This window comes from Flavobacterium chungnamense, from assembly GCF_039539165.1.
Classification (GTDB): Bacteria; Bacteroidota; Bacteroidia; order Flavobacteriales; family Flavobacteriaceae; genus Flavobacterium; species Flavobacterium chungnamense.
Window position 1 is genome coordinate 89,882 of record NZ_BAABCS010000006.1, and the last position, 24,339, is coordinate 114,220.

Annotated in this window: 25 protein-coding genes; 19 read left to right on the forward strand and 6 right to left on the reverse strand. The window is 31.2% G+C overall.

Translation table 11 applies throughout. The features are described from left to right. Positions 1-141 precede the first annotated feature (141 nt). Together ABD771_RS04490 and ABD771_RS04495 are read left to right on the forward strand one after the other, a co-directional pair. On the forward strand, positions 142-570 hold the full coding sequence (locus tag ABD771_RS04490; RefSeq protein ID WP_345091204.1) for an SET domain-containing protein-lysine N-methyltransferase: 429 nt from the start codon (positions 142-144) through the stop codon (positions 568-570). Positions 571-627: 57 nt separating this feature from the next. Continuing rightward, a complete protein-coding gene (locus tag ABD771_RS04495; protein ID WP_345091207.1) occupies positions 628-1,764 on the forward strand; it encodes a transglutaminase-like domain-containing protein in 1,137 nt (378 codons plus the stop codon). Positions 1,765-1,769: 5 nt separating this feature from the next. Here the strand turns inward: ABD771_RS04495 and menD are convergent, their stop codons facing one another. Next, the gene (menD, locus tag ABD771_RS04500) at positions 1,770-3,428 is read right to left on the reverse strand and encodes a 2-succinyl-5-enolpyruvyl-6-hydroxy-3-cyclohexene-1-carboxylic-acid synthase (protein ID WP_345091210.1); all 1,659 of its coding nucleotides are present in this window, start codon (positions 3,426-3,428) and stop codon (positions 1,770-1,772) included. 164 nt (positions 3,429-3,592) lie between these two features. Between menD and ABD771_RS04505 the strand changes: the two genes are divergently transcribed. Then, positions 3,593-4,087, forward strand: a complete 495-nt coding sequence (locus ABD771_RS04505) for a GNAT family N-acetyltransferase (RefSeq protein WP_345091212.1) — start codon at positions 3,593-3,595, stop codon at positions 4,085-4,087. Positions 4,088-4,240: 153 nt separating this feature from the next. Here ABD771_RS04505 and ABD771_RS04510 read toward each other — a convergent pair whose 3' ends face one another. After that, on the reverse strand, positions 4,241-4,624 hold the full coding sequence (locus ABD771_RS04510; protein ID WP_298308507.1) for a pyrophosphohydrolase domain-containing protein: 384 nt from the start codon (positions 4,622-4,624) through the stop codon (positions 4,241-4,243). A gap of 48 nt (positions 4,625-4,672) precedes the next feature. On the opposite strand from ABD771_RS04510, the gene ABD771_RS04515 reads away from it, so the two are divergent. From ABD771_RS04515 to ABD771_RS04535, 5 genes are all read left to right on the forward strand, one after another. Continuing rightward, a complete protein-coding gene (locus ABD771_RS04515; RefSeq protein WP_425556445.1) occupies positions 4,673-4,891 on the forward strand; it encodes a hypothetical protein in 219 nt (72 codons plus the stop codon). A gap of 119 nt (positions 4,892-5,010) precedes the next feature. After that, positions 5,011-6,114 carry an SRPBCC family protein gene (locus tag ABD771_RS04520; RefSeq protein WP_345091218.1) on the forward strand — a complete coding sequence of 368 codons (1,104 nt, stop codon included), beginning with the start codon at positions 5,011-5,013 and terminating at the stop codon, positions 6,112-6,114. Between the two features lie 97 nt (positions 6,115-6,211). Then, positions 6,212-6,754, forward strand: a complete 543-nt coding sequence (locus ABD771_RS04525; RefSeq protein WP_298308502.1) for an RNA polymerase sigma factor — start codon at positions 6,212-6,214, stop codon at positions 6,752-6,754. 30 nt (positions 6,755-6,784) lie between these two features. After that, on the forward strand, positions 6,785-7,198 hold the full coding sequence (locus tag ABD771_RS04530) for a hypothetical protein (protein ID WP_345091221.1): 414 nt from the start codon (positions 6,785-6,787) through the stop codon (positions 7,196-7,198). 12 nt (positions 7,199-7,210) lie between these two features. Then, positions 7,211-7,669, forward strand: a complete 459-nt coding sequence (locus tag ABD771_RS04535; RefSeq protein ID WP_345091224.1) for a sensor of ECF-type sigma factor — start codon at positions 7,211-7,213, stop codon at positions 7,667-7,669. Positions 7,670-7,742: 73 nt separating this feature from the next. Here ABD771_RS04535 and ABD771_RS04540 read toward each other — a convergent pair whose 3' ends face one another. Further along, positions 7,743-8,798: a sialidase family protein gene (locus ABD771_RS04540; RefSeq protein ID WP_345091227.1), complete on the reverse strand. Its 1,056-nt coding sequence runs from the start codon at positions 8,796-8,798 to the stop codon at positions 7,743-7,745. A gap of 129 nt (positions 8,799-8,927) precedes the next feature. Between ABD771_RS04540 and ABD771_RS04545 the strand changes: the two genes are divergently transcribed. The 4 genes from ABD771_RS04545 (at position 8,928) to ABD771_RS04560 (ending at position 14,800) form a co-directional block, all read left to right on the forward strand. Further along, positions 8,928-10,259 (forward strand): hypothetical protein, encoded by a 1,332-nt coding sequence (locus ABD771_RS04545; RefSeq protein ID WP_345091230.1) that lies wholly within the window; start codon positions 8,928-8,930, stop codon positions 10,257-10,259. 102 nt (positions 10,260-10,361) lie between these two features. Then, a complete protein-coding gene (locus ABD771_RS04550; RefSeq protein ID WP_345091232.1) occupies positions 10,362-12,338 on the forward strand; it encodes a KUP/HAK/KT family potassium transporter in 1,977 nt (658 codons plus the stop codon). Positions 12,339-12,446: 108 nt separating this feature from the next. Next, positions 12,447-13,661 carry an RsmB/NOP family class I SAM-dependent RNA methyltransferase gene (locus ABD771_RS04555; RefSeq protein WP_345091235.1) on the forward strand — a complete coding sequence of 405 codons (1,215 nt, stop codon included), beginning with the start codon at positions 12,447-12,449 and terminating at the stop codon, positions 13,659-13,661. 8 nt (positions 13,662-13,669) lie between these two features. Beyond that, entirely contained in the window at positions 13,670-14,800 is a 1,131-nt protein-coding gene (locus ABD771_RS04560) for an endonuclease (RefSeq protein ID WP_345091238.1), read from the forward strand. Positions 14,801-14,854: 54 nt separating this feature from the next. Here ABD771_RS04560 and ABD771_RS04565 read toward each other — a convergent pair whose 3' ends face one another. Both ABD771_RS04565 and ABD771_RS04570 read right to left on the reverse strand, forming a co-directional pair. Then, complete coding sequence (locus tag ABD771_RS04565) at positions 14,855-15,895, reverse strand: RluA family pseudouridine synthase (RefSeq protein ID WP_345091241.1); 1,041 nt, start codon at positions 15,893-15,895, stop codon at positions 14,855-14,857. Continuing rightward, on the reverse strand, positions 15,885-16,508 hold the full coding sequence (locus ABD771_RS04570; protein ID WP_345091244.1) for a PASTA domain-containing protein: 624 nt from the start codon (positions 16,506-16,508) through the stop codon (positions 15,885-15,887). Before ABD771_RS04570 ends, ABD771_RS04565 begins: the two co-directional genes overlap by 11 nt. Positions 16,509-16,591: 83 nt before the next feature. On the opposite strand from ABD771_RS04570, the gene ABD771_RS04575 reads away from it, so the two are divergent. From ABD771_RS04575 to ABD771_RS04600, 6 genes are all read left to right on the forward strand, one after another. Continuing rightward, positions 16,592-17,578 (forward strand): D-alanine--D-alanine ligase, encoded by a 987-nt coding sequence (locus tag ABD771_RS04575; protein ID WP_345091247.1) that lies wholly within the window; start codon positions 16,592-16,594, stop codon positions 17,576-17,578. 4 nt (positions 17,579-17,582) lie between these two features. Next, positions 17,583-18,191, forward strand: a complete 609-nt coding sequence (locus ABD771_RS04580; RefSeq protein WP_345091250.1) for a zinc-ribbon domain-containing protein — start codon at positions 17,583-17,585, stop codon at positions 18,189-18,191. A gap of 9 nt (positions 18,192-18,200) precedes the next feature. After that, positions 18,201-18,596, forward strand: coding sequence for a hypothetical protein (locus ABD771_RS04585; RefSeq protein ID WP_345091252.1), 396 nt, complete (start codon positions 18,201-18,203; stop codon positions 18,594-18,596). 98 nt (positions 18,597-18,694) lie between these two features. Next, positions 18,695-19,303 (forward strand): zinc ribbon domain-containing protein, encoded by a 609-nt coding sequence (locus ABD771_RS04590; RefSeq protein WP_345091255.1) that lies wholly within the window; start codon positions 18,695-18,697, stop codon positions 19,301-19,303. Further along, on the forward strand, positions 19,303-19,755 hold the full coding sequence (coaD, locus tag ABD771_RS04595) for a pantetheine-phosphate adenylyltransferase (protein ID WP_298141470.1): 453 nt from the start codon (positions 19,303-19,305) through the stop codon (positions 19,753-19,755). Before ABD771_RS04590 ends, coaD begins: the two co-directional genes overlap by 1 nt. Positions 19,756-20,046: 291 nt before the next feature. Further along, on the forward strand, positions 20,047-20,832 hold the full coding sequence (locus ABD771_RS04600) for a hypothetical protein (RefSeq protein ID WP_345091264.1): 786 nt from the start codon (positions 20,047-20,049) through the stop codon (positions 20,830-20,832). Positions 20,833-21,055: 223 nt separating this feature from the next. On the opposite strand, the gene ABD771_RS04605 is transcribed toward ABD771_RS04600, so the two are convergent. Then, entirely contained in the window at positions 21,056-22,399 is a 1,344-nt protein-coding gene (locus ABD771_RS04605; protein WP_345091267.1) for a DEAD/DEAH box helicase, read from the reverse strand. Positions 22,400-22,593: 194 nt separating this feature from the next. Here ABD771_RS04605 and ABD771_RS04610 point away from each other — a divergent pair, with 194 nt between their 5' ends. After that, a complete protein-coding gene (locus ABD771_RS04610) occupies positions 22,594-24,324 on the forward strand; it encodes a M14 family metallopeptidase (protein ID WP_345091270.1) in 1,731 nt (576 codons plus the stop codon). The last annotated feature ends 15 nt before the right edge of the window (positions 24,325-24,339 follow it).

The window sequence follows — 24,339 nt, forward strand, 5'->3', positions numbered from 1 at the left end:
CAACTTGTTGTTAATGGCGATTTCATAATATGCGTATAATTTGTGCAAAGGTACAAAATAGCAATTATGAATTATGAATTATAAATTATGATTTGATAGTTTGTAGTGAAATTGATTATATTTGAGTACTATATATTCAAAATGTCAAAAAACGACCAAAATAAAATTCAAGCCGAAGAATCGGATTATTTGTATATCCAAACCTCGCAACTTCCTAGTTCAGGGAATGGTTTATTTACAGCTATTGACATTTATAAAGACGAAATTATTTCGATTTTTAAAGGAGAAATCTTATCTAATATTGAAGCTGATTCGAGAGCAAAAAATAACACTAATCAATACTTTATGAATCTACACAACGGAAGTATTTTAGATTGCAAAAACACGGATTGCTTTGCTAAATATGCCAATGACGCTAGTGGTTTTTCAAAATCAGATTATAAAAACAATGCAAAAATTACCTTAGACGATAATAATAATGTGTGTCTGATTGCAATTAAAAAAATAAAATCTGGAGAAGAGATTTTCTGTGATTATGGTAAACGATATTGGAAGGAACATGGAATTTAAAAAAATAAATACTTAAATATTAAATTCTACGTTATCAAAATCATCAATAATATTTATATGAAATTAAAACTAAATTATCTAATAATTCTTCTATTTATAGGACAATTATTAACTGCTCAAGAGAAAACAACAACAATAAAAGCCAATTCAACTTCGGTTGATATTAGAGATGGTGAGAGTTTTAAAAAAGGTACATGGAAGATAACTCCGGAGGCAAATCCTGATGTTTATGTAACTTCATCCTTGGGTAAGAAGGTGACCTTTTATACTGATCTTGACTCTATTTCAATTGAAATTTCTAAAACCACGAAGTTTGATTTCATCATTTTACTAAACGGTAAAACAAAAGCTTTTACACAAATTAAATACAAGCCAACTTATTTAGAGACATTAAAAGAAGCTTCAAAATATAATCTAACTGAGAATAGAGAAATACCTAAATTTACATATCAAGATAAAGAAAATCCCAATTTAGTTGCGCTTAGAAACGGATTTAAGTTGGATTCAATTGCAGGAAAAGGTAATGAAGTATCTAAAATTATCAATCTTTTACATTGGATTCATAACTTAATTCCTCACGATGGGCAACATGCAAACCCTGAAGTGAAGAATGCAATGAACATGATTGCTGTTTGCAAAAAAGATAAACGAGGTTTAAATTGTAGAGGATTGGCAACCGTTTTAAACGAATGTTATTTATCGTTAGGTATAAAATCTCGATTTGTAACTTGTTTACCTAAAGATCATGAAGATACCGAATGTCATGTCATTAATATGGTGTATTCTAATGATTTAAAAAAATGGCTTTGGATAGACCCAACTAATGATGCTTATGTTATGAATGAGAAAGGTGAATTATTGAGCATTGAAGAAGTTAGAGAACGATTAATTAACAATGGTCCACTTATTGTAAATCCAGATGCTAATTGGAATCATAAAGAATCTATAAAAAAAGAAAATTATTTATATAATTACATGGCAAAAAACACTTACAGATTTGAATGTCCATTAGTTAGCGAATATAATTCTGAAACTTGGTTTGATGGAAAATCAATAACTTTCGTTGATTTACTTCCATTAGATTACGACACTCAAGAACCAATAAAAAAAGAAGGAAAAAACAAAAATACTGGGACTACTTTTATTTATTATAAAACAAATAATCCAAGTTTATTTTGGCAAACACCAAATTAATTATTTTAAACCAACTCCCTAAAATACTGCAACAAAACCTTATCATTTTCCAAAGTTGGTGTAAAAACTTCTAACAAAGTCGGTTTTTCATCATTTGAAAACATTGCTTTTAAACTTTCCTCTATAGTGGTTTCGGTACTGGCTGTAAGATAGTTCAATCCGTACATTTTGCATAAGTGTTCCGCTGTTAAGCAATGAGAAGTTTCGAAAAACGTATTAAAAACTGGCGTTTCATCATGACCGGGAAGAATTCTGAAAATGCCTCCTCCTCCGTTATTAATCAAAATAATTTTGAAATTTTTCGGAATGTAATTGTTCCAAAGTGCGTTGCTGTCGTATAAAAATCCGATATCGCCTGCAATGAATACGTTTGGCTTTTTGCTTGCAACAGCTGCACCTATTGCGGTTGATGTACTTCCGTCGATGCCGCTTGTTCCTCTATTGCTGAAAACTTCAATACTTTTTTCAATATCAAATAATTGTGCATAACGAATTGGCGAACTGTTACTAATTTGCAACTGCGAATTCTTTGGCAAAGCCGGAATCACTTTTTCAAATACTTTAAAATCGGTAAATGGGATTTTGGCTAAATATTCTAAACTTCGTTTTTGACGTAATGCTTTGATATCTTGAGCATATTGATTGTAATTGCTTTCAACAGTTTCTGTTAACATAAAGAAGGATTGAAAAAACAAATTGGGTTGCACTTCAAAATGTTTGGTCAAACAATCAAAAGTATCGTAAGCTCTTAAATCGTCAATATGCCAATGATGATTTGGTTTGTATTTTCTTAGAAAAGCTTTGATGCGTTTAGAGACAATCATTCCGCCAAAAGTCACTAAAATTTCAGGTTGAAAATCTAGAAAATCTTCATGTGTGAATGGCGTAATTATCGAATCAATGGTATTAATAAACTTTGGATGATGCAAATTGGAAGTTGTTTCAATCATCACCACAACCGAAGGATCGTTGGCTAATTTATCGAGAAACTTTTGTTCAACTGCATTGGGTTCGTTTACTCCAACAAGAACTAATTTCTTTTTGGAAGTGTTCCAAATGTTGGCATATTCTGAAATAGGTTCGTCGTAAATAAATTCTTTTGTAGTTGCCGAAATCACTTTAGGTTCAACTGTCAATTCAGAAACCGTTTCGTATAAAGGTTCTTCAAATGGTGCGTTGATATGCACTGGACCTTTTTTGGCGAAAGCCGTATTGATGGCTTCATTGATTAAAAAATCATTTTCATCAGAGGCATTTTCGGTAAGATTAGCATTGAATAACGAATGATTGGCAAATACGTTTTCTTGACGAATAGTTTGTCCGTCGCCAATATCAATCTTGCTTTGCGGTCTATCAGCAGAAATTACAACAAATGGAATTTGACTATAAAACGCTTCTGCAAAAGCTGGATAATAATTTAACAAAGCCGAACCAGAAGTACAAACCACAGCAACTGGTTTCTTAATTTGTTGCGCCATTCCTACAGCAAAAAAAGCTGCCGAACGTTCGTCTGCAATGCTATAACAAGTAAAATCTGGATGACTAGCAAATCCGATGGTTAATGGAGCGTTTCTTGAACCTGGAGAAATTATTATGGTTGTGATTCCTTTAGCACGAAGTATTTCGATGATAGATTGTGCTAAAGGTATTTTTGGATACGTCATTTTATATTGGCTAGAGACAAAGCATTGCTTTGCCTATACTTTAAATTGATTCGTACAAAAGTACAAAGTTATTTTTTGAGTTTAAATTAAACCATTAAGAAAATTAAGTTAATAATAGCGACCTTATAATTTTTCAAATAACATAAAAATACTATTTTTGAATCATGGAAATCAAAATTAGACCTTACCAAATTGAAGATACGCAAGCTATTTTAGAAATTATAAATTATAATATTCTAAATTCTACTGCTTTATATGATTACGAGCCAAGAACTTTAAAAAATCAGATTACAATTTTTGATGACAAACTAAAAAAAGGATTTCCAATAATTGTGGCTACCGAAAATGAAATTGTAGTTGGATTTGGTTATTACAGTGAATTCCGATTTCGTGAAGCTTATAAATTTACAGTAGAACATTCGGTTTATGCGCATCCCAATCATATTGGAAAAGGCATTGGTAAATTGATTTTAGAAAACTTAATTGATTTAGCAAAAGCTCAAAAACTCCATACAATGATTGGTGTAATTGATTCAGAAAACCAAAGCAGCATAGATTTTCATAAAAAATTCGGATTTGAAATTGCTGGAACCATAAAAGATTCTGGATTCAAATTTGACCGCTGGTTGCACAGTGTTTTTGTTCAGAGGATGCTTTAGTAGTTTTCAGTCGCAGTTTGTAAACTGAAAACTGAGACTGAAAACTGAGACTTTCTTTACATTCTAATGAGATTCCTACGGAATGACAAACTGTATGGATAAACAAGATGAAAAACAGAAAATGAAACTGAAAACTGAGACTGAAAACTGAGACTACTTCAAAATATCCTCAAAATTTGGTTTGAAATAATTAGGTCCTTTCATTACTTTTCCGTCTTCTCTGTAAATTGGCTTTCCGTCCTCACCTAGTTTACTCATATTACTTCTTTGGATTTCTTCAAATACTTCTTCTATTTTGTGTTGTAATCCGTGTTCTATAATGGTTCCACATAAAATGTAAAGCATATCACCAAGAGCATCAGCAATTTCTACAATATCATCGTTTTGAGCTGCTTCTAGGTACTCTTCATTTTCTTCTTTCATTAAATTAAAGCGAAGTAGGTTTTTACTTTCACCCAAACTAGCTTTCATATTTTCACTATATCCTATTTTGAAAGCAGTATGAAACTCTTTTACTGCATTAAGTTTGTCTTGCATTTTATTTGTAATTAATTTATGAAGCCAAAATACAAATTATGATTTCAATTGCCTAAATTTGTTGAAAAATTAGAGAATATGTTTACAACTGGTCAATGGGTATTTGCAGGTTTTTTTGTTGTGGCTTTTGTAATTGCCATGATATACGCTTACGGAAAAGATAAAGCATTACACAACAAATTTTATAAAGGAAATTACAAAATACTATTGGGTTTCTTTGGATTTATCTTGCTTCTTTTTTTAATCAAAATTTTCTTAAAGCATTAAAAATTAGCGTCTAAAAGAAATATTAATTACGAATTCAATTGTAAAATAACTTCTACATTTAGAATAGTTTAATAATAAAATTAATTTCTTACATTTACGTCGCGAATTCTTAACCTCTAATGAGAATACTTAAATACATCTTTTTATTATTATTCCTAATACTCGTAGGACTAACTGTTTTTGTTTCAACTCAGCGAGCAAATTATGATGTAACTAGAAGTAAAGTAATCAAGAATCCTAAAGCAACTGTTTTTAATTACATCAACGATTATAGAAATTGGGAAACCTTTGGTTCCTGGATTCTAGAAGATGAATCCATAAAATTTACTTACCCTGAACTTACTTCTGGAAAAGGAGCTTCGTGTTCTTGGACAAGCGATGATGGCAATGGAAACCTGAAAACTTTTTTTGTAAAAGACAACGAAAGTATTTATCAAAAAATGGTTTCAAATGGAGAAAATTCAGAATTTTTTTGGAAATTTAAAGATACGATTGGTGGAACAAAAGTAACTTGGAGAACTAAAGGTACTTTAGATTTTAAATCAAAAGTATTGGCCTTTTTTCAAGGCGGAATTAACAGTGTTGTTGGAGATACTAACGAAAAAAGTTTAGAAAATTTAAACAAGACTCTTGATTACGAAATCAACACCTTTAATATAAAAGTTAACGGAATTGTCAATCGACAAGGAGGCTTTTATTTAAAACAGTTTAAAGTTTGTAAAGAAAAAGACGTAACTCGTAACATAAAAATTATGTTGCCAAGAATGAGACGTTTCTTTGAAAAAAATAGTTTAGTAATGAATGGCAAACCTTTCATTATTTATCACAAATATGATAGAACAAACGATTTAGTTGGCTTTTCTGTTTGTATGCCCATAAGAGATTCTATTCATATTTCTGAAGGAAGTGATATGGAATCTGGTGAACTTAAACCTTATACAGCATTAAAAACGACGCTTGTTGGTGACTATTCCCACACACAGCAAACTTGGAACAAAGCTTATCAACATATCGCTAAAAACAACTTAGTTAGAAATACATCGCAACAAATTATTGAGGTTTATTCTAAAAATATGGATGACATTAAAAGTCCATCCAAATGGGTAACTGAAGTTTATGTTCCTGTATATCCAAAAGCTGCTCCTAGACCTGTTTATAGAAAACCAGCCGATTCAACTGTTGTTGCTCCAGTTGTTACACCTACCGAAACTACTACTCCATAAATTCTTAAAACAAGATTTTAAAAGTTTCTGATTAAACCTTTTCAATTATCTTTATTCTAATTGGTATATTAGCAGAACAAAAGATAAATTTTCTGAATTGCAAGAAGAAAAAGATTTCATACAAGAATTGTTAAATCCTAAAACGCAAAATGTCGCGTTTCAAAAACTCTTGCGCGATTATCAGAAACCATTATACAATCACATCAGAAATATTGTTCTCAATCACGATGATACTGATGATGTATTACAAAACACCTTTGTCAAAGTATTTCAGCATCTAAAAAACTTTAAAGGCGATAGTAAACTTTTTTCGTGGATGTATAGAATTGCAACTAATGAAGCCATAACTTTTATTAATAACAAAGCCAAACGCAACGGAACTACTAGTGAAGCTATGCAAACTAAAATTGTAGAAAATTTGCAATCCGATTCTTATTTTGATGGTAACGATATTCAAATAAAACTTCAGAAAGCTATTCTACTTTTGCCAGAAAAACAACAACTAGTTTTCAAAATGAAGTACTTTGAAGAAATTAAATATGAAAACATGTCGGAAATTTTAGGTACTTCGGTTGGAGCGTTAAAAGCTTCTTACCATCATGCCGTGAAAAAAATTGAAGAATATATGAACTCTAATTAAACCTTTTTAAACAATACTTGTCTTATAGATATGAATAATTTTAAATTAGATACAAACGAAAAAATAACTTCCGGATTCAAGATTCCAGAGGATTACTTTGAAACTTTTTCAGAGAAAGTGCTACATCAGTTACCTTCTGAAGAACCAAAAGTAATTTCGTTTTATGCAAAATACAGTAGAATATTTTACGCTGCAGCAGCAATAATTGTTTTGGCATTAAGTATTCCAATAGCGAATCAATTACAAAATAATAGCGATGAAATGGCTTCTAATGAAATTGAAACCTATTTAACGCAACATTCAACTATATCTGATGATGATATTGTTAATTTATTGGATACAGAAGATATAGAAAACATTAAAATAGACAATAAAATTGAAAATGAAGCTTTGGAAGAAGTACTTCTTAACAATTCACAAATTGAAGATTACATTACAAACTAAAACAAAACTAAAATGAAAAAATATAAATTAATTACCTTGTTAATCCTACTAATTTCTACAGCAACTTTTGCTCAACCAGGTAGTCGACTAAAAGAGAAAAAGGAACAGGTAAAATCCTTAAAAGTAGCTTTTATAACTAATGAATTGGATTTAACTCCAGAGGAATCGGCTAAATTTTGGCCTCTTTACAATGCTTTTGAGGACAAACAACACGAAATCAGAAAGCAAAAACTAAAAGTTTACATGGACAGAGCAGATAATTCAGTTGATAAATTATCTGAAAAAGATGCTACTACTCTATTGAATCAAATGGAAAGCACTGAAGAAGAATTGCACCAATTAAAAAAGAAATTCATAACTAATTTGAAAAGTGTACTACCTGCAACAAAGATTTTAAAATTGAAAAAAGCAGAAGAAGAGTTTAGCAAAAAATTACTTCAACAATATCGTGACAAGAAAGTTAGAAGATAGTGTTCAAAATTAAAATATTGAATAAAAAAAGGCGATTTATGTAAAAATCGCCTTTTTTTATGCTGCAAACTGATTACCGAACACTGAATACTATCTTGACTATTTTATCTTTTCCAGCAGCAATTGCTGTGGTTTCATTTATGAATCTTATGGTATAAAATGTAGCATCTTTGCTAAATTGAGTCCAAGAATTTCCACTATCGTGAGAATAAAATAAACCATTTGCACCAACAGCTACCAATTCTTTACCATTACTATTGGGAACAAACTGAACACAAGATGCATAACCAAATCCAGTATTATCTCCGACTAACTTCCATGTTTTTCCGCCATCAATTGTTAGTGCTTTATTTTGAAAATTTTGATTTGGTTTTTCATAATTTCCACCTGCGATGAATCCGATTTTGTCGTTATAGAAATCGGCAGTGAAAATTCCGGTCATCGCTTCACCTTGAACAATTGGAGTTTCATAGACTTTCCAAGTTATTCCTTTATCAGGAGAATAAAAAACTCTTGTCTTTTTTCCACCAGAGACCAACCAAGTATTGTTTCCTTTTATTATAATATTGGTATTGCTTGCAGCAAAAGCGGCTTCTCCTTCCTCCATTTTAGGTAAATTATCGCAAGTAACTTTACTCCAAGAATTTCCTCCGTCACGAGTTATAATTACACAAAAACAATTTTCAATTGGATCACCGATAGCAATTCCTTCTTTATCATTCCAAAACTGCATACTATCATAAAATACTTTTTCATGTTTTTCTTCATAAACTAAAGTTTTCTTATTCAAATCTTTAGAAAATTTATATAACAAAGCTGGATTTCCAACATTTAAAACAAAAATTGCATCCGAAGTTTGAGCAATACTTCTAAATTCTAACTTGAGCGAATCTTTATTGATTTTGCGTTCCATTTTATTGGCATCTATCAAACTAACATATCCTACTCTATTTTTGTCGGCTGCATACCAAACTTTATCAGAAGAAACTATGATAGGTCGAATACTGATTTTATCTTTCAAAATAGTATCAATTTTCACACTTTTAAAAAATGTTTTATCGGAAACTTGAGTTGGTTTGCAAGAAATTAATATAACAAAAAAGAGTAATAAAATAGGTGTTTTTTTCATAATAAAAGCATATTTACTCCGCTAAAATACAACTTAATTTTGTGTTAATGATTTGTGAATAAATATTCTTGGCACAGAAATTGGATTATTGGATTGAAATACTATTATGAACCATTAATACTTTATATTATGAAAACAAAAATATTACTTTCGTCATTTTTGACTTTGCTTTTTGCAACTTCATTTGCACAAGACAGAACTACTGTAAATGCAACAAGTTCTGAAATTAGTGATAATCTAGACCTTAGAGCCATTGCTTCTATATTTGGAGATTCAAGAGATTTAGAAGATTTTGAAAACCGATTAAATGATCCTAAAACACAAATCTCAAATTTGGATTTAAATAACGATAATCAAGTTGATTATTTACGTGTGATTGAATCTGTTGAAGGAAGAACTCATTTAATTGTAGTGCAATCTGTTTTGGGTCGTGATCAATTTCAAGATGTTTGTACTGTAGAAGTTGAAAAGGATTCAGATAATCGTGTTCAAGTTCAAGTAGTTGGTGATGTTTACATGTATGGAAGTAATTACATTTATGAGCCAGTTTACGTTCATGTGCCAGTAATATACAATCACTTTTGGATATCAAGCTATCGTCCTTATTGCTCAAGTTGGTATTGGGGCTATTATCCAAGTTATTACACTTATTGGAGTCCATATCCAGTATTTAGATACCGTCACAACATTGGTTTATGGATAAACTTTAGTCACCATTACAATTATGTAAATTATAGAAGATGTCACGTTGCTTATAACAACTATTATGGAAGAAGAGCTAATTTTTGTGAAAGACAATATCCGAATCGTGCCTTTAGTCACAGAAACTCTGGATATACTAATAGATATGAATTAGACCGAACTAGAACTGTAAGAGATGTTGCATTCAACAACACAAGAAACAATGGAAATACAAGAGAGAATTCAAACCTTGGTGGCGTTAGAAGTAGTAACAATACTGTAAGAACTAACTCTTCTGAAACTATTAGGACATCTGCACCTGTTAGAGAAAACTCAAACTATGGTGGCGTAAGAGGTAACAATAACACAATAAGAACTAACAATTCTGAAACTATTAGAACTTCGGCTCCAGTTAGAGAAAATTCAAACTATGGTGGTGTGAGAAGTAGCGAAAATACAGTAAGAACTAACTCTTCTGAAACTATTAGAACATCTGCACCTGTTAGAGAAAACTCAAACTATGGTGGCGTAAGAGGTAACAATAACACAGTAAGAACTAACTCTTCTGAAACTATTAGAACATCTGCACCAGTTAGAGAAAATTCAAACTATGGTGGTGTTAGAAATACTAGCGAACCTGTAAGAAGCGCATCAACATCAAGAGGTAGTTCTTATGAGCCATCAAGAAGTTCAAGTTCAAGCTCAAACGAAAGAAGCTCAGGTAATTCATCAAGAGGTGGAGATTCTGGAGGAAGAGGCGGAAATTCTGGAAGAAGATAACTTATATTAAATATAAACTATAAAGCATCGAAAATATTCGGTGCTTTTTTTATTAACATTTATTAAAATGAGTAACTTTGCAAACTTTATTTAAAATAAATTATGGGCTCACACGGTCATTCAAATATTCATAGCAAACTTTCTACTGCTGGTTTATTAGTAACATTGGGAATTATTTTTGGTGATATTGGAACATCTCCTCTTTATGTAATGAAAGCTATTCTAGGACAATATGCCATCACAAGTGACATCGTTTTAGGTGGAATTTCATGTATCTTTTGGACACTAACATTACAAACAACATTAAAATATGTAATCATCACACTAAGTGCTGATAATCATGGTGAAGGTGGAATTTTTGCGCTTTTTGCCTTGGTTAAGAAGACTAAAATAAAATGGCTAATTGTTCCTGCAATCATCGGAGGAAGTACACTTTTGGCAGATGGAATCATTACACCTCCTATCTCTGTATCTTCTGCTGTTGAAGGTTTAAAAATATTCAAACCAGAATTAAACACGATTCCAATTGTAATAGTAATTTTGATAATCCTATTTATCATCCAACAATATGGTACTAAGCTTGTAGGAAAGTTCTTTGCTCCTATGATGTTAGTTTGGTTTGCCATGTTAGGAATTTTAGGTACCATTCAAATATTTGGAAATTTCCATGTATTAAAAGCAATTAACCCATACTACGCTTATCATTTATTATCTGCTCATCCTGAGGGTTTCTTTGTTCTTGGTGCAGTATTTCTATGTACCACAGGAGCAGAAGCATTATATTCAGATATGGGACATTGCGGAAGAAAAAACATCCGAGTGAGTTGGATTTTTGTAAAAATAATGTTGCTTTTAAACTATTTTGGTCAAGGTGCTTATTTAATTTCTCATGAAGGAAAAACACTTCAAGAGCTTGGTGGAAAAAACGGAAATCCATTCTATTTAATTATGGAAACTTGGTTCCAACCTATTGGTGTAGTAATAGCAACATTAGCTGCAGTTATTGCTTCACAAGCCTTAATCAGTGGTTCATTTACATTAATAAATGAAGCCATGCGATTGAATTTTTGGCCAAAAGCTAAAATCAAATATCCTACAGAAGAAAAAGGACAATTGTATATTCCATCTATCAATTGGTTATTATTGGTTGGTTGTATCGGAATTGTTTTATATTTCAAAGAGTCAAGTAATATGGAACATGCCTATGGTTTAGCTATTGTTCTAACCATGATTATGACTACAATTTTGCTGAATTTTTATCTGATAATGAAAAGAGTAAAAATGTATTATATAGTTCCATTAATAACACTTTACTTAGTCATTGAATTCTCTTTCCTTTATGCCAATGTTACTAAATTTTTGCATGGTGGTTTTGTTACTCTTATCATTGCAGTGATACTTATTTCGATAATGTCTACTTGGTATTTAGCAAAACAAATTAGTAAAACTTACACAAAAATTGTAAAAATTGATACTTACAAAAAAGTATTGGCAGAATTAAGTGTTGACTTATCAATTCCTAAATATGCAACCCATTTAGTTTACATGACCAACTCAATGCGTAGCGACGAAATTGAAGAAAAAGTAATGTATTCTATATTACAAAAAAGACCTAAAAGAGCTGATATATATTGGTTTGTACACGTAAATATTTTAAGCGAACCCTATAAAAAAGAATATAAAGTAATTGAACTTGTAAAAGATGATATTTACAGAATTGATTTTTACTTGGGCTTTAGAGAAGCTACAAAAATCAATTTAATGTTCAAACAAGTATTAAAAGATATGGTTCAGCGTGGCGAAGTTGATATAACAAGTCGTTATGAATCATTGAACAAAAACAATATTATTGGTGATTTCAAATTTGTACTTTCAGAAAAATTCTTATCTAATGATAGTGATTTAACCATCTTTGAAAATACTATTATGAGTGCTTATTTCTTCCTTAAAAAATTCAGTTTATCTGAAGAAAAAGGTTTCGGATTGGATAGTAGTTCTGTAAAGGTAGAACAATTTCCATTGGTTCTTCATGCTCCTGAAAAAATAGAAATGAGAAGAATTGAATGTAGAGAAAATTAAACATTAAAAACAATATACAAAATAAGTATTCTTTAACACATAACGTTTTAAAGAATACTTTTTTCTTTCTATTAAAAAGCAATACCTTTGCAGACTGATTAAAAAATAATGAGATTACATAGAAATTTAGTTTACACAACCATTGACGCATTGAATGCTATTTTCAATGAAGGAGAATATGCCGATAAAGTTGTAGCACGTTCATTAAAAAAGGACAAACGTTGGGGAAGTTCCGACAGAAAATTTGTTGCCGAAACCATTTACGAAGTAGTTCGTTGGAAGAGATTATATTCAGAAATTGCTGATGTTAAAGAACCTTACAATCGTGAAGATTTATGGAGAATGTTCGCAGTTTGGGCTGTTTTACGTGGTTATCCAATTCCAGATTGGAGACAATTAGAAGGAACTCCTGAACGAAAAATAAAAGGAAAATTTGATGAATTATCAAAAATCCGAAAAATGCGTGAATCTATTCCAGATTGGATGGATGAAATTGGTATACAAGAACTTGGAGAAGAACTTTGGACTAAAGAAATTGCAGCTCAAAACCAACAAGCAAAAGTTATTCTTAGAGTAAATACTTTAAAAACTACAAAAGAAAAACTTCGTGCACTTTTGATGGATTTGAATATAGAAACCGAATTCTTAAAAGACCAACCAGATGCTTTAGTACTTACAGAAAGAGCAAATGTTTTTCTAACCGATGCTTTCAAAGAAGGAATGTTTGAAGTTCAAGATGCTTCATCACAATTGGTAGCTCGTTTTCTTGACGTTCAACCCGGAATGAGAGTTGTGGATACTTGTGCAGGTGCAGGTGGAAAAACATTGCATATGGCTTCCTTAATGGAAAACAAAGGTCAATTGATTGCAATGGACTTATACGAAAGTAAATTAAAACAATTAAAATTAAGAGCTAAAAGAAACGGAGCTTTTAATATTGAATATAGAATTATTGATACTACAAAAGTCATCAAAAAACTTCACGAAAAAGCTGATAGAGTTCTTATTGACGCTCCTTGTAGTGGTTTAGGAGTTTTAAAAAGAAACCCTGATGCTAAATGGAAATTACAACCTGAATTCATTGATAACATCAGAAAAGTACAAGCCGAAGTTTTAGAGAACTATTCTAAAATTGTTAAACCAGGTGGAAAATTGGTTTATGCAACCTGTTCAATTTTACCTTCTGAAAATCAAGAACAAATTAAGAAATTCTTAAGCACAGAAATAGGAAAAAGCTTTACCTTTGTAAAAGATTCTAAGATACTTGCCTCAGAATCAGGATTTGACGGGTTTTATATGGCATTATTGGAAAGAAAACAATAAAATTGAAAATGAAAAAATACTTTTACCTAATATTATTAATAAACGCAATCGTTTATGCCCAAATTCCAACAGGATATTACAATTCTGCAACTGGAACAGGTTACTCTCTAAAAACGCAATTAAAGACGAGAATTACAACAGGTCATGTAGACCAAGGTTATGGTTCTATTTGGGGATTGTATACCCAATCTGCTTTTAGAGACAACTACTACGAAAATAATGCAAGTCTTTTAGACATGTATTCAGAAAATCCAACTGGTTTAGACTCATATGAATATAATAACACATCACAACAATGTGGTTCTTATGGTGCAGAAGGCGATTGTTACAATAGAGAACATCTTGTGCCACAATCATACTTTGATGGTTTTCAAATAGATCCTATGAAAAATGACCCATTTCACGTTGTCCCATCAGATGGAAAAGTAAATGGAGATAGAAATAACTTACCTTTTGGTGTGGTAGCCTCTGCAACCTATTTATCTTCAAATGGTTCTAAAAGAGGTAACAATACCGTAAATGGTTTTTCAAACTACTCAGGAACTGTTTTTGAACCAATTAACGAATTTAAAGGTGACATAGCCAGAGCTTACTTCTATTTTGCTACACGTTATGAAGACTTTATGGACGACTTCTATAGTGCAGCCAATGCAAGTACTTGTCAAGCTAAAAACATGTTTGATGGTTCGATTAATAAAGTATTTAGCGATAATTTTATTCTGTTATTAATAAAATGGCATTTACAAGACCCAGTTTCTCCTAAAGAAATAGCTCAAAATAATGCTATCTACAATTATCAAGGTAATAGAAATCCTTACATCGATCATCCTGAATATGTATGTTCAATTTGGAGTGCTCAATGTGCAACTGTAAATGCGCTTTCAATAGATTCATTTGAATTATTATCAAACATAAATGTTTATCCAAATCCATCAAATGAACAAAAAATTACTATTACAAGTGCTGTTTCAATTGAAACTATCGAGCTTATAAATATTAATGGTCAAATTATAAATGAAGTGAAAAATCCAATATTTGAAAGCAATACTTTCACCATGGAAAATTTACCTCAAGGATTTTATTTCCTTAAATTAACTTCAGGAAATCAATCTGTTACTAAGAAAGTTATTATCAACTAATAAGTTTCAACCCCATAAAAAAAGACCTTTAGAAATTAACTAAAGGTCTTTTTTTTATTCTTCTTCCTCAGAGGCATTTGATTTGGAATAGTTTCTCCATTTTTCAATGCAATAAGCCATATCCTTGGGTATTTCTGTATCAAATCGCATCATTTCACCAGTCTTTGGATGAATGAAACCAAGTGTTTTAGCATGAAGTGCTTGTCTTGGTAATGTTTTAAAACAATTGTCTATAAACTGTTTGTATTTAGTAAAAGTGGTTCCTTTCAAAATAAGATTTCCACCATAACGCTCATCATTAAATAAAGTATGACCAATATGCTTCATGTGTACACGAATCTGATGTGTACGACCAGTTTCTAATTTGCATGAAACTAAAGTAACATAACCAAATCGCTCTAAAACTTTATAATGAGTAACCGCATGCTTTCCTATTTCTGGATCAGCAAAGACAGCCATTTGCATTCTATCTCTAACGTGACGTGCTATATTTCCTGTTACTGTTCCTTCCTCCTCTTTCACATTTCCCCAAACCAAGGCAACGTATTCTCTTTCTGAAGTTTTATCTTCAAATTGTTTTGCCAAATGCGTCATAGCAGCTTCAGTTTTGGCAACAACCAAAAGTCCAGAAGTATCTTTGTCTATTCGATGCACCAATCCTGGGCGTTCTGAACTGTTTAAAGGTAAATTTTCGAAATGAAAAGCCAATGCATTTACCAAAGTTCCTGTGTAATTTCCGTGACCTGGATGTACTACAAAATTTGGCGGTTTATTAATCACTAATAAAGCGTCATCTTCATAAACTATATCTAAAGGAATATCTTCAGGATCTACCCTATTTTCAAATGGCGGATGCGCTAATAAAATTCTAATTACATCAAGTGGTTTTACTTTATAATTAGATTTTACTGGAACATCATTTACATAAATATCGCCATTGGAAGCCGCATTTTGAATCTTGTTTCTGGTCGCATTCGGAACCATTAACATCAAATACTTATCAATTCTTAGAAATGCTTGACCTTTAGGAACGTCAAACCTGTAATGCTCAAAAAGTTCTTCTTCAGGTTCTTGTAAGTCACTATTATTGTTCATTCGGAATGGTATCTATTGGAGTTTCAGTTTCTGTAATTGAATCTAACTCCGTTTCATCAAAAACTACTTTTCCATCACCAAGAACTAAATCTATTTTGGTAGCTTTATATACTTTCTTTCCTGGTTTAATTTTCTCGCCATTAATCCACATTTCAAGAACCATATCTTTACCAATGTAAGGTACATATCGAATAGTTCCTTCTTGTAATCCAAGCGCTTTCAATGTTGGAACAGCTTGTCTGTAAGTCTTTTCTATTAAATCTGGAACAGCAACCATTTTAAAAGTTGAGGCATTTAATTTTATATAAATGGTTCTTCCTCCTTTTACCTTAGAACCAGCTGTAGGTTCTTGTTGCACCACTGTAAGTTTAGGAAATTGTGGTTGATAATCAACCGTATCAATAATTTGGTAATCCAAATCTAATTCGTCTAATTTTTCTTCTACTTGTTCTGGATTTAATTTTGCCAAATTGGGAACTGTAATTTCCTCACCATGATTGGTAATAAAAGTAATCCAATGAAAAAACAAATAAGCCAAAACTGCTATTATTGCTAATGCTGCCAGACCTTGAGCAAAAAACACACGACTAGTAAGATATTTACGTAAACTCATAAATAAAATTTATTTATCGCAAAGATATAATTTTTAGTTTCAACAATTGTGCTAAATTTGTATTGTATTTAAAATAAAATCAAATGAACGTAGCCGTTGTTATGGGTGGATATTCGGACGAATCTGTAATATCTTTGAGAAGTGGTCAATTAATCTTAAACAATTTAGACAAATCAAAATACCAAGTATTTGAAGTTCACATCCTTTTGAACGATTGGTATTGTTTAATTGACGGAACCAAATACCCAATAAACAAAGCTGATTTTTCATTTACAAAAGACAGCCAAACTATCAAATTTGATGTAATATCCAATACCATTCACGGAACTCCAGGCGAAGACGGACACATGCAAGCGTATTGGGAATTACTAGAAATTCCGTACACTGGTTGCGGCTTTTACCAATCGAGTTTAACTTTTAACAAACGTGATACGCTTTCGGTTTTATCAAAATTTAATATCCCAAAAGCCAATTCTATTTACTTATCAAAAGGTGATGCTATTGATGGAAAAGAAGTGGCGAAAGAATTAGGTTTGCCGTTCTTTGTAAAACCCAATCAATCTGGAAGTTCTCTTGGTGTTTCCAAAGTAAATTCGTTAGAAGATTTTGACAAAGCGTTAGCTTTTGCTTTCGCAGAAGACAACGATATTTTGATTGAATCGTATCTAAAAGGAAGAGAAGTTTCGGTTGGCGTTATGAAATATAAAGGTGAAACCAAAGTTATGGGAATTACCGAAATTTTATCTGAAAATGATTTCTTCGATTATGAAGCCAAATATTTAGGAAAATCAGAAGAAGTTACTCCTGCTAATTTATCTGAGAAAATTAAAAATCATGTGGAAGAAACAGCTATTAAAGTCTATGAAGCACTTGGAATGTCAGGTTTCTCAAGAACTGATTTTATCATCATGAATGACATTCCGCATTTTATCGAAATCAATACCAATCCGGGTTTATCGCCACAAAGTATTTTTCCACAGCAAGCAGCTTACTCGAATATGCCTATGAGCGATTTGCTAGATAACGAAATTAGTTTAGCTTTACAGAGAAAACTAATTTGGAAAAAGTAGGCTTATGCTATTACTATTAGGAACAACATCAACAGAAATAAAACGAGGAAATTTTTCAGGTACAATTTGTCCTAAATGTAGAGAAGTTTCAGATTTTGACTATTTTGTTAATTCTAAATATACTTTCATAACTCTAATTCCTTTATTTCCTGTTGGAAAAGAAGCTGTTGTTGTATGCAATAATTGTAACGAAATAATCGACATCAACGATTTGGATGATGCTGTAGTCGAAAAATTAGGTGCTGAAAATAATGATTTAAAAAATCCTATTTGGACTTATTTTGGTAGTTTTTTATTAGCTTTGGCTATTGCTTATGGAATTTATTGCTATTTTCAAAGTAATAATGAAACTGAAAAATACGTTCAAAATCCAACTTTAAATGATGTTTATGCTATAAAAGATGCTAAAGGATTTTATTATACTTTTAGAATTGATAGTATTTCAAATGACAGTATTTATGCCACAGAAAGCGATTATCAGGCAGAATTACCGTACGAAGTTGATGAAATAAACATACCTGAAAATTACACCAGTAAGAAAATAACTTATTCAAAAAAAGAACTAGAAAATCTATACAAAGAAGACAAAATTTCATCAATAATAAGAAACTAACCAAAAACTATGGAAAACTCAAACCCTCAAGAAAACAAAAGTAAAAAACTAAAACCTATTTGGATTGTTACTATTACAATAATAGGAATAGCTCTTTTAATGGGATTTGGTGCTTTGTATTACAACTACAGAAAAGCAAAAGAAAAAACATACATAGAAAATCCTAAAGTTGGTGATGTCTATGAAATGGAAGTTGAGGATGGCTTTTATAGTACTGCTAAAGTTCTAACTATAAGAAATGATAGTGTTTTTGTTACGTATAACAATATGAAAACGGATAAAACTGAAGGAATAAGCGAGATTGATATTGACAGGAATTATGGCCTTTTTAAAGGAGCCTACTCTAAGAAAAAACTAGAAAGTCTGTTCGCTCAAGATTCTATTTTTGCTATCAATAGAGATTAATTATAATATTACGAAGTAGCATTTTACAAGTAATTTTCAAACATAAAGTATAAAGAAAACCGAAAACCAATAAAAAAAACTAACCAAAACCAAAAGCCATGATTTTTTACGGAACAAAAGCAAGCAACATCAAAAACGGACAAATAATCAATGTAGATTGTCCACATTGTGAAACCAATATTTCAATGAATTACGCCGTTTTCGGTAAGTATGCTCATATTTATTGGATTCCGTTTTTTCCAATTGGAAAAACAACTGTAGCTGAATGTAATAATTGCAAAAGAACCTTTGAATACAGCGAATTAACGCAACCTATTCAAACAAAATTAGACAGAGAAAAAGAAAAAGATGCTGTAAAAACACCAATTTGGATGTTTTCAGGATTAGGAATTATTGCAGTTTTAGTTGCCATTGGAATTTATAGTTCTGGTGAAACTGAGAAAAAAGAAGCCGAATATCTAAAAGCTCCAAAAGTGGGTGACGTTTATAAATTCGAATCAAATCCTGGTTTTTATTCTACAATGAAAGTTGAAAGTGTTTTGAAAGATAGTCTTCATGTTCTTGTAAATGATATGGAAACCAACAAAACTTCAGGAATCAATGACATTGACAAACCTGAAAACTACAAAGAGCTTTATGGTTATTCTAAAGAAGAAATTAGAAAAATGTATAAAGACAAGAAAATATACGAAATAGAAAGAAACTAATGAAAAAAGCAATATTTCCAGGTTCCTTTGATCCTATTACAAATGGTCATTACGACATTATTAAAAGAGGCATTTCGCTGTTTGATGAAGTCATTGTAGCCATAGGAATCAATGCCGAAAAAAAATACATGTTTTCCCTTGAAGACCGAAAACGCTTTATCGAAGAAGCTTTTAAAGACGAACCCAAAGTAAAAGTAATCACTTACGAAGGTTTGACGATTGATTTATGCCGAAAAGAAAAAGCAGAATTCATCTTACGTGGCTTGCGAAATCCTGCCGATTTTGAATTTGAAAAAGCCATTGCCCACACCAACAGAAGATTATCTAAAATTGAAACCGTGTTCTTATTAACTGCATCCAAAACCTCTTACATTTCCTCAAGTATTGTGCGCGATGTATTGCGAAATGGAGGCGATTATACGGTTTTAGTACCGGATTCTGTGAGGATTTAAACAGATTTCAGATTACAAAATACTATTTAAAAAGCTAAAAGTTAGAACTAATTTTTAGCTTTTTTTTGTGGAATGAGGAAAACCGTAATTATTGTTTATGGTAATTTTATATATTTACAATTAATTACAAACGCTTACAAATAATTGTAAATGTTAGTTTGTGGAAACTATGTACAAGTTACAAGTAAGCCAAAGAAATACATCAAATTATCATAGTTTGCTAAAACTAATTTATAATTAAAATCAATATGATATTAAAAATTATGAACTCAAATACTAAAAACAAAAACTTTGAAAAATAAAATGACAGCTACTAATTCAATATTCAAAAATAATTTAAAGCGAACCGTAGCCAGAGAATTTATCTATATAATTTTGATCTCAATAGTGTGTTTTTCTATTTATAAAATAGGCGAATATCGACAGAATAGTTACGAAATAGAAATTGACAATAAAATTAAAATACTAGATAGTCTTCCTCAGCATCAATTACTTTGGTATAAATTAAAAAAACATAATCTTTATAATAAAAATTATGAAAATTATAAAAAAGATTATAAAAATACTGAGGATCAAATTGTATTGTTTAACCTAGTATCAAACAACGGGCTTTACACAAAAGAACTTAGCGATTTTAGAGTTAAATATTTCAGGAAAGAAAGTGTTATAGACGATTTATATAATTTATATTACAACGAATACCGCCTAAATAATGAATATATTCAAAATCAAGAAAAAGAATTTTGGATTGATTTAAGGAAAAAAGAAGAAAAGTTTAAAGAAATATTAAAGGTTGATAGTATTTGTATTAAAATTTATTCAAATTTTGTAAAGCAAGGATATAAGCATTCTATAGAAGGATTTAAAAAATTAATTTTTGAACCTTATGAAGAAGGATTGAATATAAAAGAAATTGATAATTTAGAAAAAGATATTAATAAAGATACCCCGACTTATCTTCAAACCGCTATTGATATCAATATATTTATACTTATACTTTTTTTTCCATTTAGATATATAGTCATTGGATTGAAATGGAGCATTAAACAAATTAAAAATAAAAACAATGTAATTTAATGATTAATCACATTTCATTTTTGCACCTAAATTTAAATAAAAACAAATTAATACAGAAATTAAACAAAAACCAACTTGTAACAGCTTGGCAAGATTGCGAATTTAGTGGTAAATTCACGTTTGCGTTCCGCAAGAAATTTTATCTTTAATGGAAAATAAACGGTTACGAAGTTCGCAACCTCGCCAAGCGGCGGAACGTTTTTTTTTAAAATTTTTTAAACCCCTACTCCTCTTTCTTAACAACCTTCCTTGCAACCTCAATTTTAAACTTCTTCCCTTTCATTTTTTCATCACGAATGTTAGCCAGAAATTGTTTTACTTTATTTGATTTTACTGCTGCAAACGAAATGAAATCTTTTACTTCAATCAAACCTAAATCGCCTTTTTCTAGTTTTCCTTTTTGAGAAAAGAAACCTACAATGTCAATTTTGTTCAATTTGTTTTTCTTTCCGCCACTTACATAAATCGTTTGAAATTCGGGTGGTTTTGGTAAAGTTGTCGCGTTTTCAACATTTAAAACAGGCATTTTATAATCTAAATACTCCATTTTTTTCTCACTTTCGTGTGCAATAATATACGCCGTACCAGAAGCTAACATTCTAGCTGTACGACCATTTCTATGGGTAAATTCGTCTTCTTTTAAAGGCAAATGATAATGAATCACGTGTTTCATTTCGGGAATGTCTAATCCACGTGCGGCTAAATCGGTGGTGATTAAATAACTCACACTTCCGTTTCTAAACTGAATTAAAGCACGTTCGCGTTCGTCTTGATCCATGCCACCATGATAATACGTCGAGTAAATTCCTTTTTCGTTCAAGGTGTCGCTAATGCGTTCGGCACCATCACGATGATTGCAAAAGATAATCGCCGCTTCCGATTTTAAAGAACATAGCAAATTGAAAAGCGCATTGATTTTGTCTTTTTCTTTAGAAACGACCATTTTCAAACTCAAATTGCTACTCGAATCTTCCGTTGGAATAAAATCCAAAACCGTTGGCTGCAAAACTCGTGTGTATTTCGGAATTTCAATATCAGAAGTCGCCGAAACCAAAACGCGTTTGTTCAACTTGTTCAATCTTGAAATGATAAAACTCATTTGCTCATGAAAACCCAATTGCAACGACTTATCAAATTCGTCCAAAACCAACGTTTGGATATCATCTGTATTAAAAGTTCCTCTGTCCAAATGATCGGCAATTCGACCAGGCGTTCCAATTAAAATCGCCGGTGGATTTGATAAATTCTTAATTTCCGTTTCTATAGAATGACCACCATAACATACATTTACTTTATATTCGGTGCCCATTTTTTTCCAAACTTGCTCAATCTGCAAACCCAATTCACGCGATGGAACTAAAATTAAACATTGAACGTCTTTGCAAGTATCGTCCAACATTTGAAAAATGGGTAATAAAAAAGCTAACGTTTTTCCAGAACCTGTAGGTGAAAGTAGTAAAACATTGGCGTCGTTCAAGATAGTTTCTTGAGCAACAACTTGCATTTCGTTTAATTCCTCAATACCTAAATTGAGAAGAACATTATTGGAATGTGGATTTTTATTCATTTGGCAAAGGTAACTAAATTTAGGGTTTTAGGTTGTAGGTTTTAGGATGTAGGTTTTAGGTTTTGACATAAATTTTTCAAATTTCTTAAATTTCTCAAATCTGTGTTGCTAAAAATTGATTTTTGATATTGAAATTGCTATTGACATTGAAATTGAATTTTTAACTACATTTGAACTTCTAAAAAAAAATTACAATGCGTTTTATAAAAGTTGCTTTCCTCCTATTTACAACGATCATTTTGGCTCAAGATAATTCGAAATACACTACCTATTTTGAAAAAGAAAATGGCAATCAAAGTGCTGATTATAAAGAAATACTTCGTTATTATGAGCAATTGGATTTGGATTTTGAAAGCATTCAAGTTTTAAATATGGGTGAAACCGATAGTGGTGAACGTTTGCAAGTAGTGATTTTCAATCCTGAAAAAGTATTTGATATAAATTATGCCTCTTCCGAAAAAAGCATCCTATTAATCAATAACGGAATTCACGCCGGCGAACCTGACGGAATTGATGCGACCATGCAATTGTACCGCGATTTGGCTTTAGGAAAAATTAAAGTTCCAAAGAATGTGATTGTGGTTGCGATTCCTGTTTATAATATTGGTGGTTGTTTGAATAGAAATTCGACAACTCGCGTCAATCAAGATGGTCCAGAAGAATATGGTTTTCGTGGCAATGCTCGAAATTTTGATTTGAATAGAGATTTCATCAAATCGGATACAAAAAACATGCGTAGTTTTTATAAAATATTCCAAGAATTTAATCCCGATATTTTTATAGATAATCACGTGAGCAATGGCGCAGATTATCAATATACGTTGACGTACATCATGACCGAACCTAAGAAATTAGGAACCGTCTTGGGCGATTACATGAAAAACGAATTAACACCATCGATTGTAAAAGATTTACAGCAAAAAAAGATAGAAACCACACCTTATGTAAACGTTTGGCATGGCACACCAGACGAAGGTTTTCAGCAGTTTTTTGAAAGTCCGAGGTATGCTACAGGTTATACTTCTTTGTTCAATACGATTGGTTTTGTGGTAGAAACGCACATGTTGAAAAACTACGCCAGTCGTGTGAAAGCAACTTATGAGTTTATGGTTTCCACAATTAATTTTGCTGATAAAAATTATAAAACTATAAAAGCCAAGCGATTAGAAAATCAAAAACAATTTCAACCTAAAAGTGATTACACAATCAAATGGGAAATTGATACGACCAAAATTACTAAAATTCCGTTTCTAGGTTACGAAGGAAAATACAAAAAAAGTGATGTAACTTCAGGCAAACGATTGTATTACGACCGAAAACTTCCGTTTACTAAAGACATTCCTTTCATGGCAGATTATAAATCGGTTCAAACAGTGAAAATTCCAAATGCTTATGTTATTCCACAAGGTTTTTGGCCTATAATTGATCGTTTGAAAGAAAACAAATTAGAATTCAGAAGATTAAAAAGCGATACGATAATTGAAGTAGAAAGTTATAGAATTGCCGATTATAAAACAGCGAAAAATACTTACGAAGGACATTATCCACACAACAGTACAAAAATTGTAAGTTCTAAAATAAAAATGAATTTTAGAAAAGGTGATTATTTGTTTAAAACCGACCAAATGGGCGTAAAATTTCTAGTAGAAACCTTAGAACCAGAAGCGATGGACAGCTTTTTCAATTGGAACTTTTTTGACACGATATTGCAACAAAAAGAAGGTTATTCCGATTATGTTTTTGAAGATTTAGCGAATGACTATTTGAACAAAAATCCAGAATTACGAGCGAAATTAGAACAAAAGAAATTAGAAGATAAATCCTTTGCAGAAAACCCAGAAGCTCAATTGGATTGGGTTCATAAAAATTCTATTTATTACGAAAAAGCGCATTTGCAATATCCAGTTTATAGGATAATGGAGTAACCTTTTTTTCATTTA

Bases quoted from the DNA above. Each gene is read 5' to 3' on its own strand.
- ABD771_RS04490 (WP_345091204.1), top strand. From the start codon at position 142: ATGTCAAAAAACGACCAAAATAAAATTCAAGCCGAAGAATCGGATTAT.
- ABD771_RS04495 (WP_345091207.1), top strand. From the start codon at position 628: ATGAAATTAAAACTAAATTATCTAATAATTCTTCTATTTATAGGACAA.
- menD (WP_345091210.1), bottom strand. From the start codon at position 3,428: ATGACGTATCCAAAAATACCTTTAGCACAATCTATCATCGAAATACTT.
- ABD771_RS04505 (WP_345091212.1), top strand. From the start codon at position 3,593: ATGGAAATCAAAATTAGACCTTACCAAATTGAAGATACGCAAGCTATT.
- ABD771_RS04510 (WP_298308507.1), bottom strand. From the start codon at position 4,624: ATGCAAGACAAACTTAATGCAGTAAAAGAGTTTCATACTGCTTTCAAA.
- ABD771_RS04520 (WP_345091218.1), top strand. From the start codon at position 5,011: ATGAGAATACTTAAATACATCTTTTTATTATTATTCCTAATACTCGTA.
- ABD771_RS04530 (WP_345091221.1), top strand. From the start codon at position 6,785: ATGAATAATTTTAAATTAGATACAAACGAAAAAATAACTTCCGGATTC.
- ABD771_RS04535 (WP_345091224.1), top strand. From the start codon at position 7,211: ATGAAAAAATATAAATTAATTACCTTGTTAATCCTACTAATTTCTACA.
- ABD771_RS04540 (WP_345091227.1), bottom strand. From the start codon at position 8,798: ATGAAAAAAACACCTATTTTATTACTCTTTTTTGTTATATTAATTTCT.
- ABD771_RS04545 (WP_345091230.1), top strand. From the start codon at position 8,928: ATGAAAACAAAAATATTACTTTCGTCATTTTTGACTTTGCTTTTTGCA.
- ABD771_RS04550 (WP_345091232.1), top strand. From the start codon at position 10,362: ATGGGCTCACACGGTCATTCAAATATTCATAGCAAACTTTCTACTGCT.
- ABD771_RS04555 (WP_345091235.1), top strand. From the start codon at position 12,447: ATGAGATTACATAGAAATTTAGTTTACACAACCATTGACGCATTGAAT.
- ABD771_RS04560 (WP_345091238.1), top strand. From the start codon at position 13,670: ATGAAAAAATACTTTTACCTAATATTATTAATAAACGCAATCGTTTAT.
- ABD771_RS04565 (WP_345091241.1), bottom strand. From the start codon at position 15,895: ATGAACAATAATAGTGACTTACAAGAACCTGAAGAAGAACTTTTTGAG.
- ABD771_RS04570 (WP_345091244.1), bottom strand. From the start codon at position 16,508: ATGAGTTTACGTAAATATCTTACTAGTCGTGTGTTTTTTGCTCAAGGT.
- ABD771_RS04575 (WP_345091247.1), top strand. From the start codon at position 16,592: ATGAACGTAGCCGTTGTTATGGGTGGATATTCGGACGAATCTGTAATA.
- ABD771_RS04580 (WP_345091250.1), top strand. From the start codon at position 17,583: ATGCTATTACTATTAGGAACAACATCAACAGAAATAAAACGAGGAAAT.
- ABD771_RS04585 (WP_345091252.1), top strand. From the start codon at position 18,201: ATGGAAAACTCAAACCCTCAAGAAAACAAAAGTAAAAAACTAAAACCT.
- ABD771_RS04590 (WP_345091255.1), top strand. From the start codon at position 18,695: ATGATTTTTTACGGAACAAAAGCAAGCAACATCAAAAACGGACAAATA.
- coaD (WP_298141470.1), top strand. From the start codon at position 19,303: ATGAAAAAAGCAATATTTCCAGGTTCCTTTGATCCTATTACAAATGGT.
- ABD771_RS04605 (WP_345091267.1), bottom strand. From the start codon at position 22,399: ATGAATAAAAATCCACATTCCAATAATGTTCTTCTCAATTTAGGTATT.
- ABD771_RS04610 (WP_345091270.1), top strand. From the start codon at position 22,594: ATGCGTTTTATAAAAGTTGCTTTCCTCCTATTTACAACGATCATTTTG.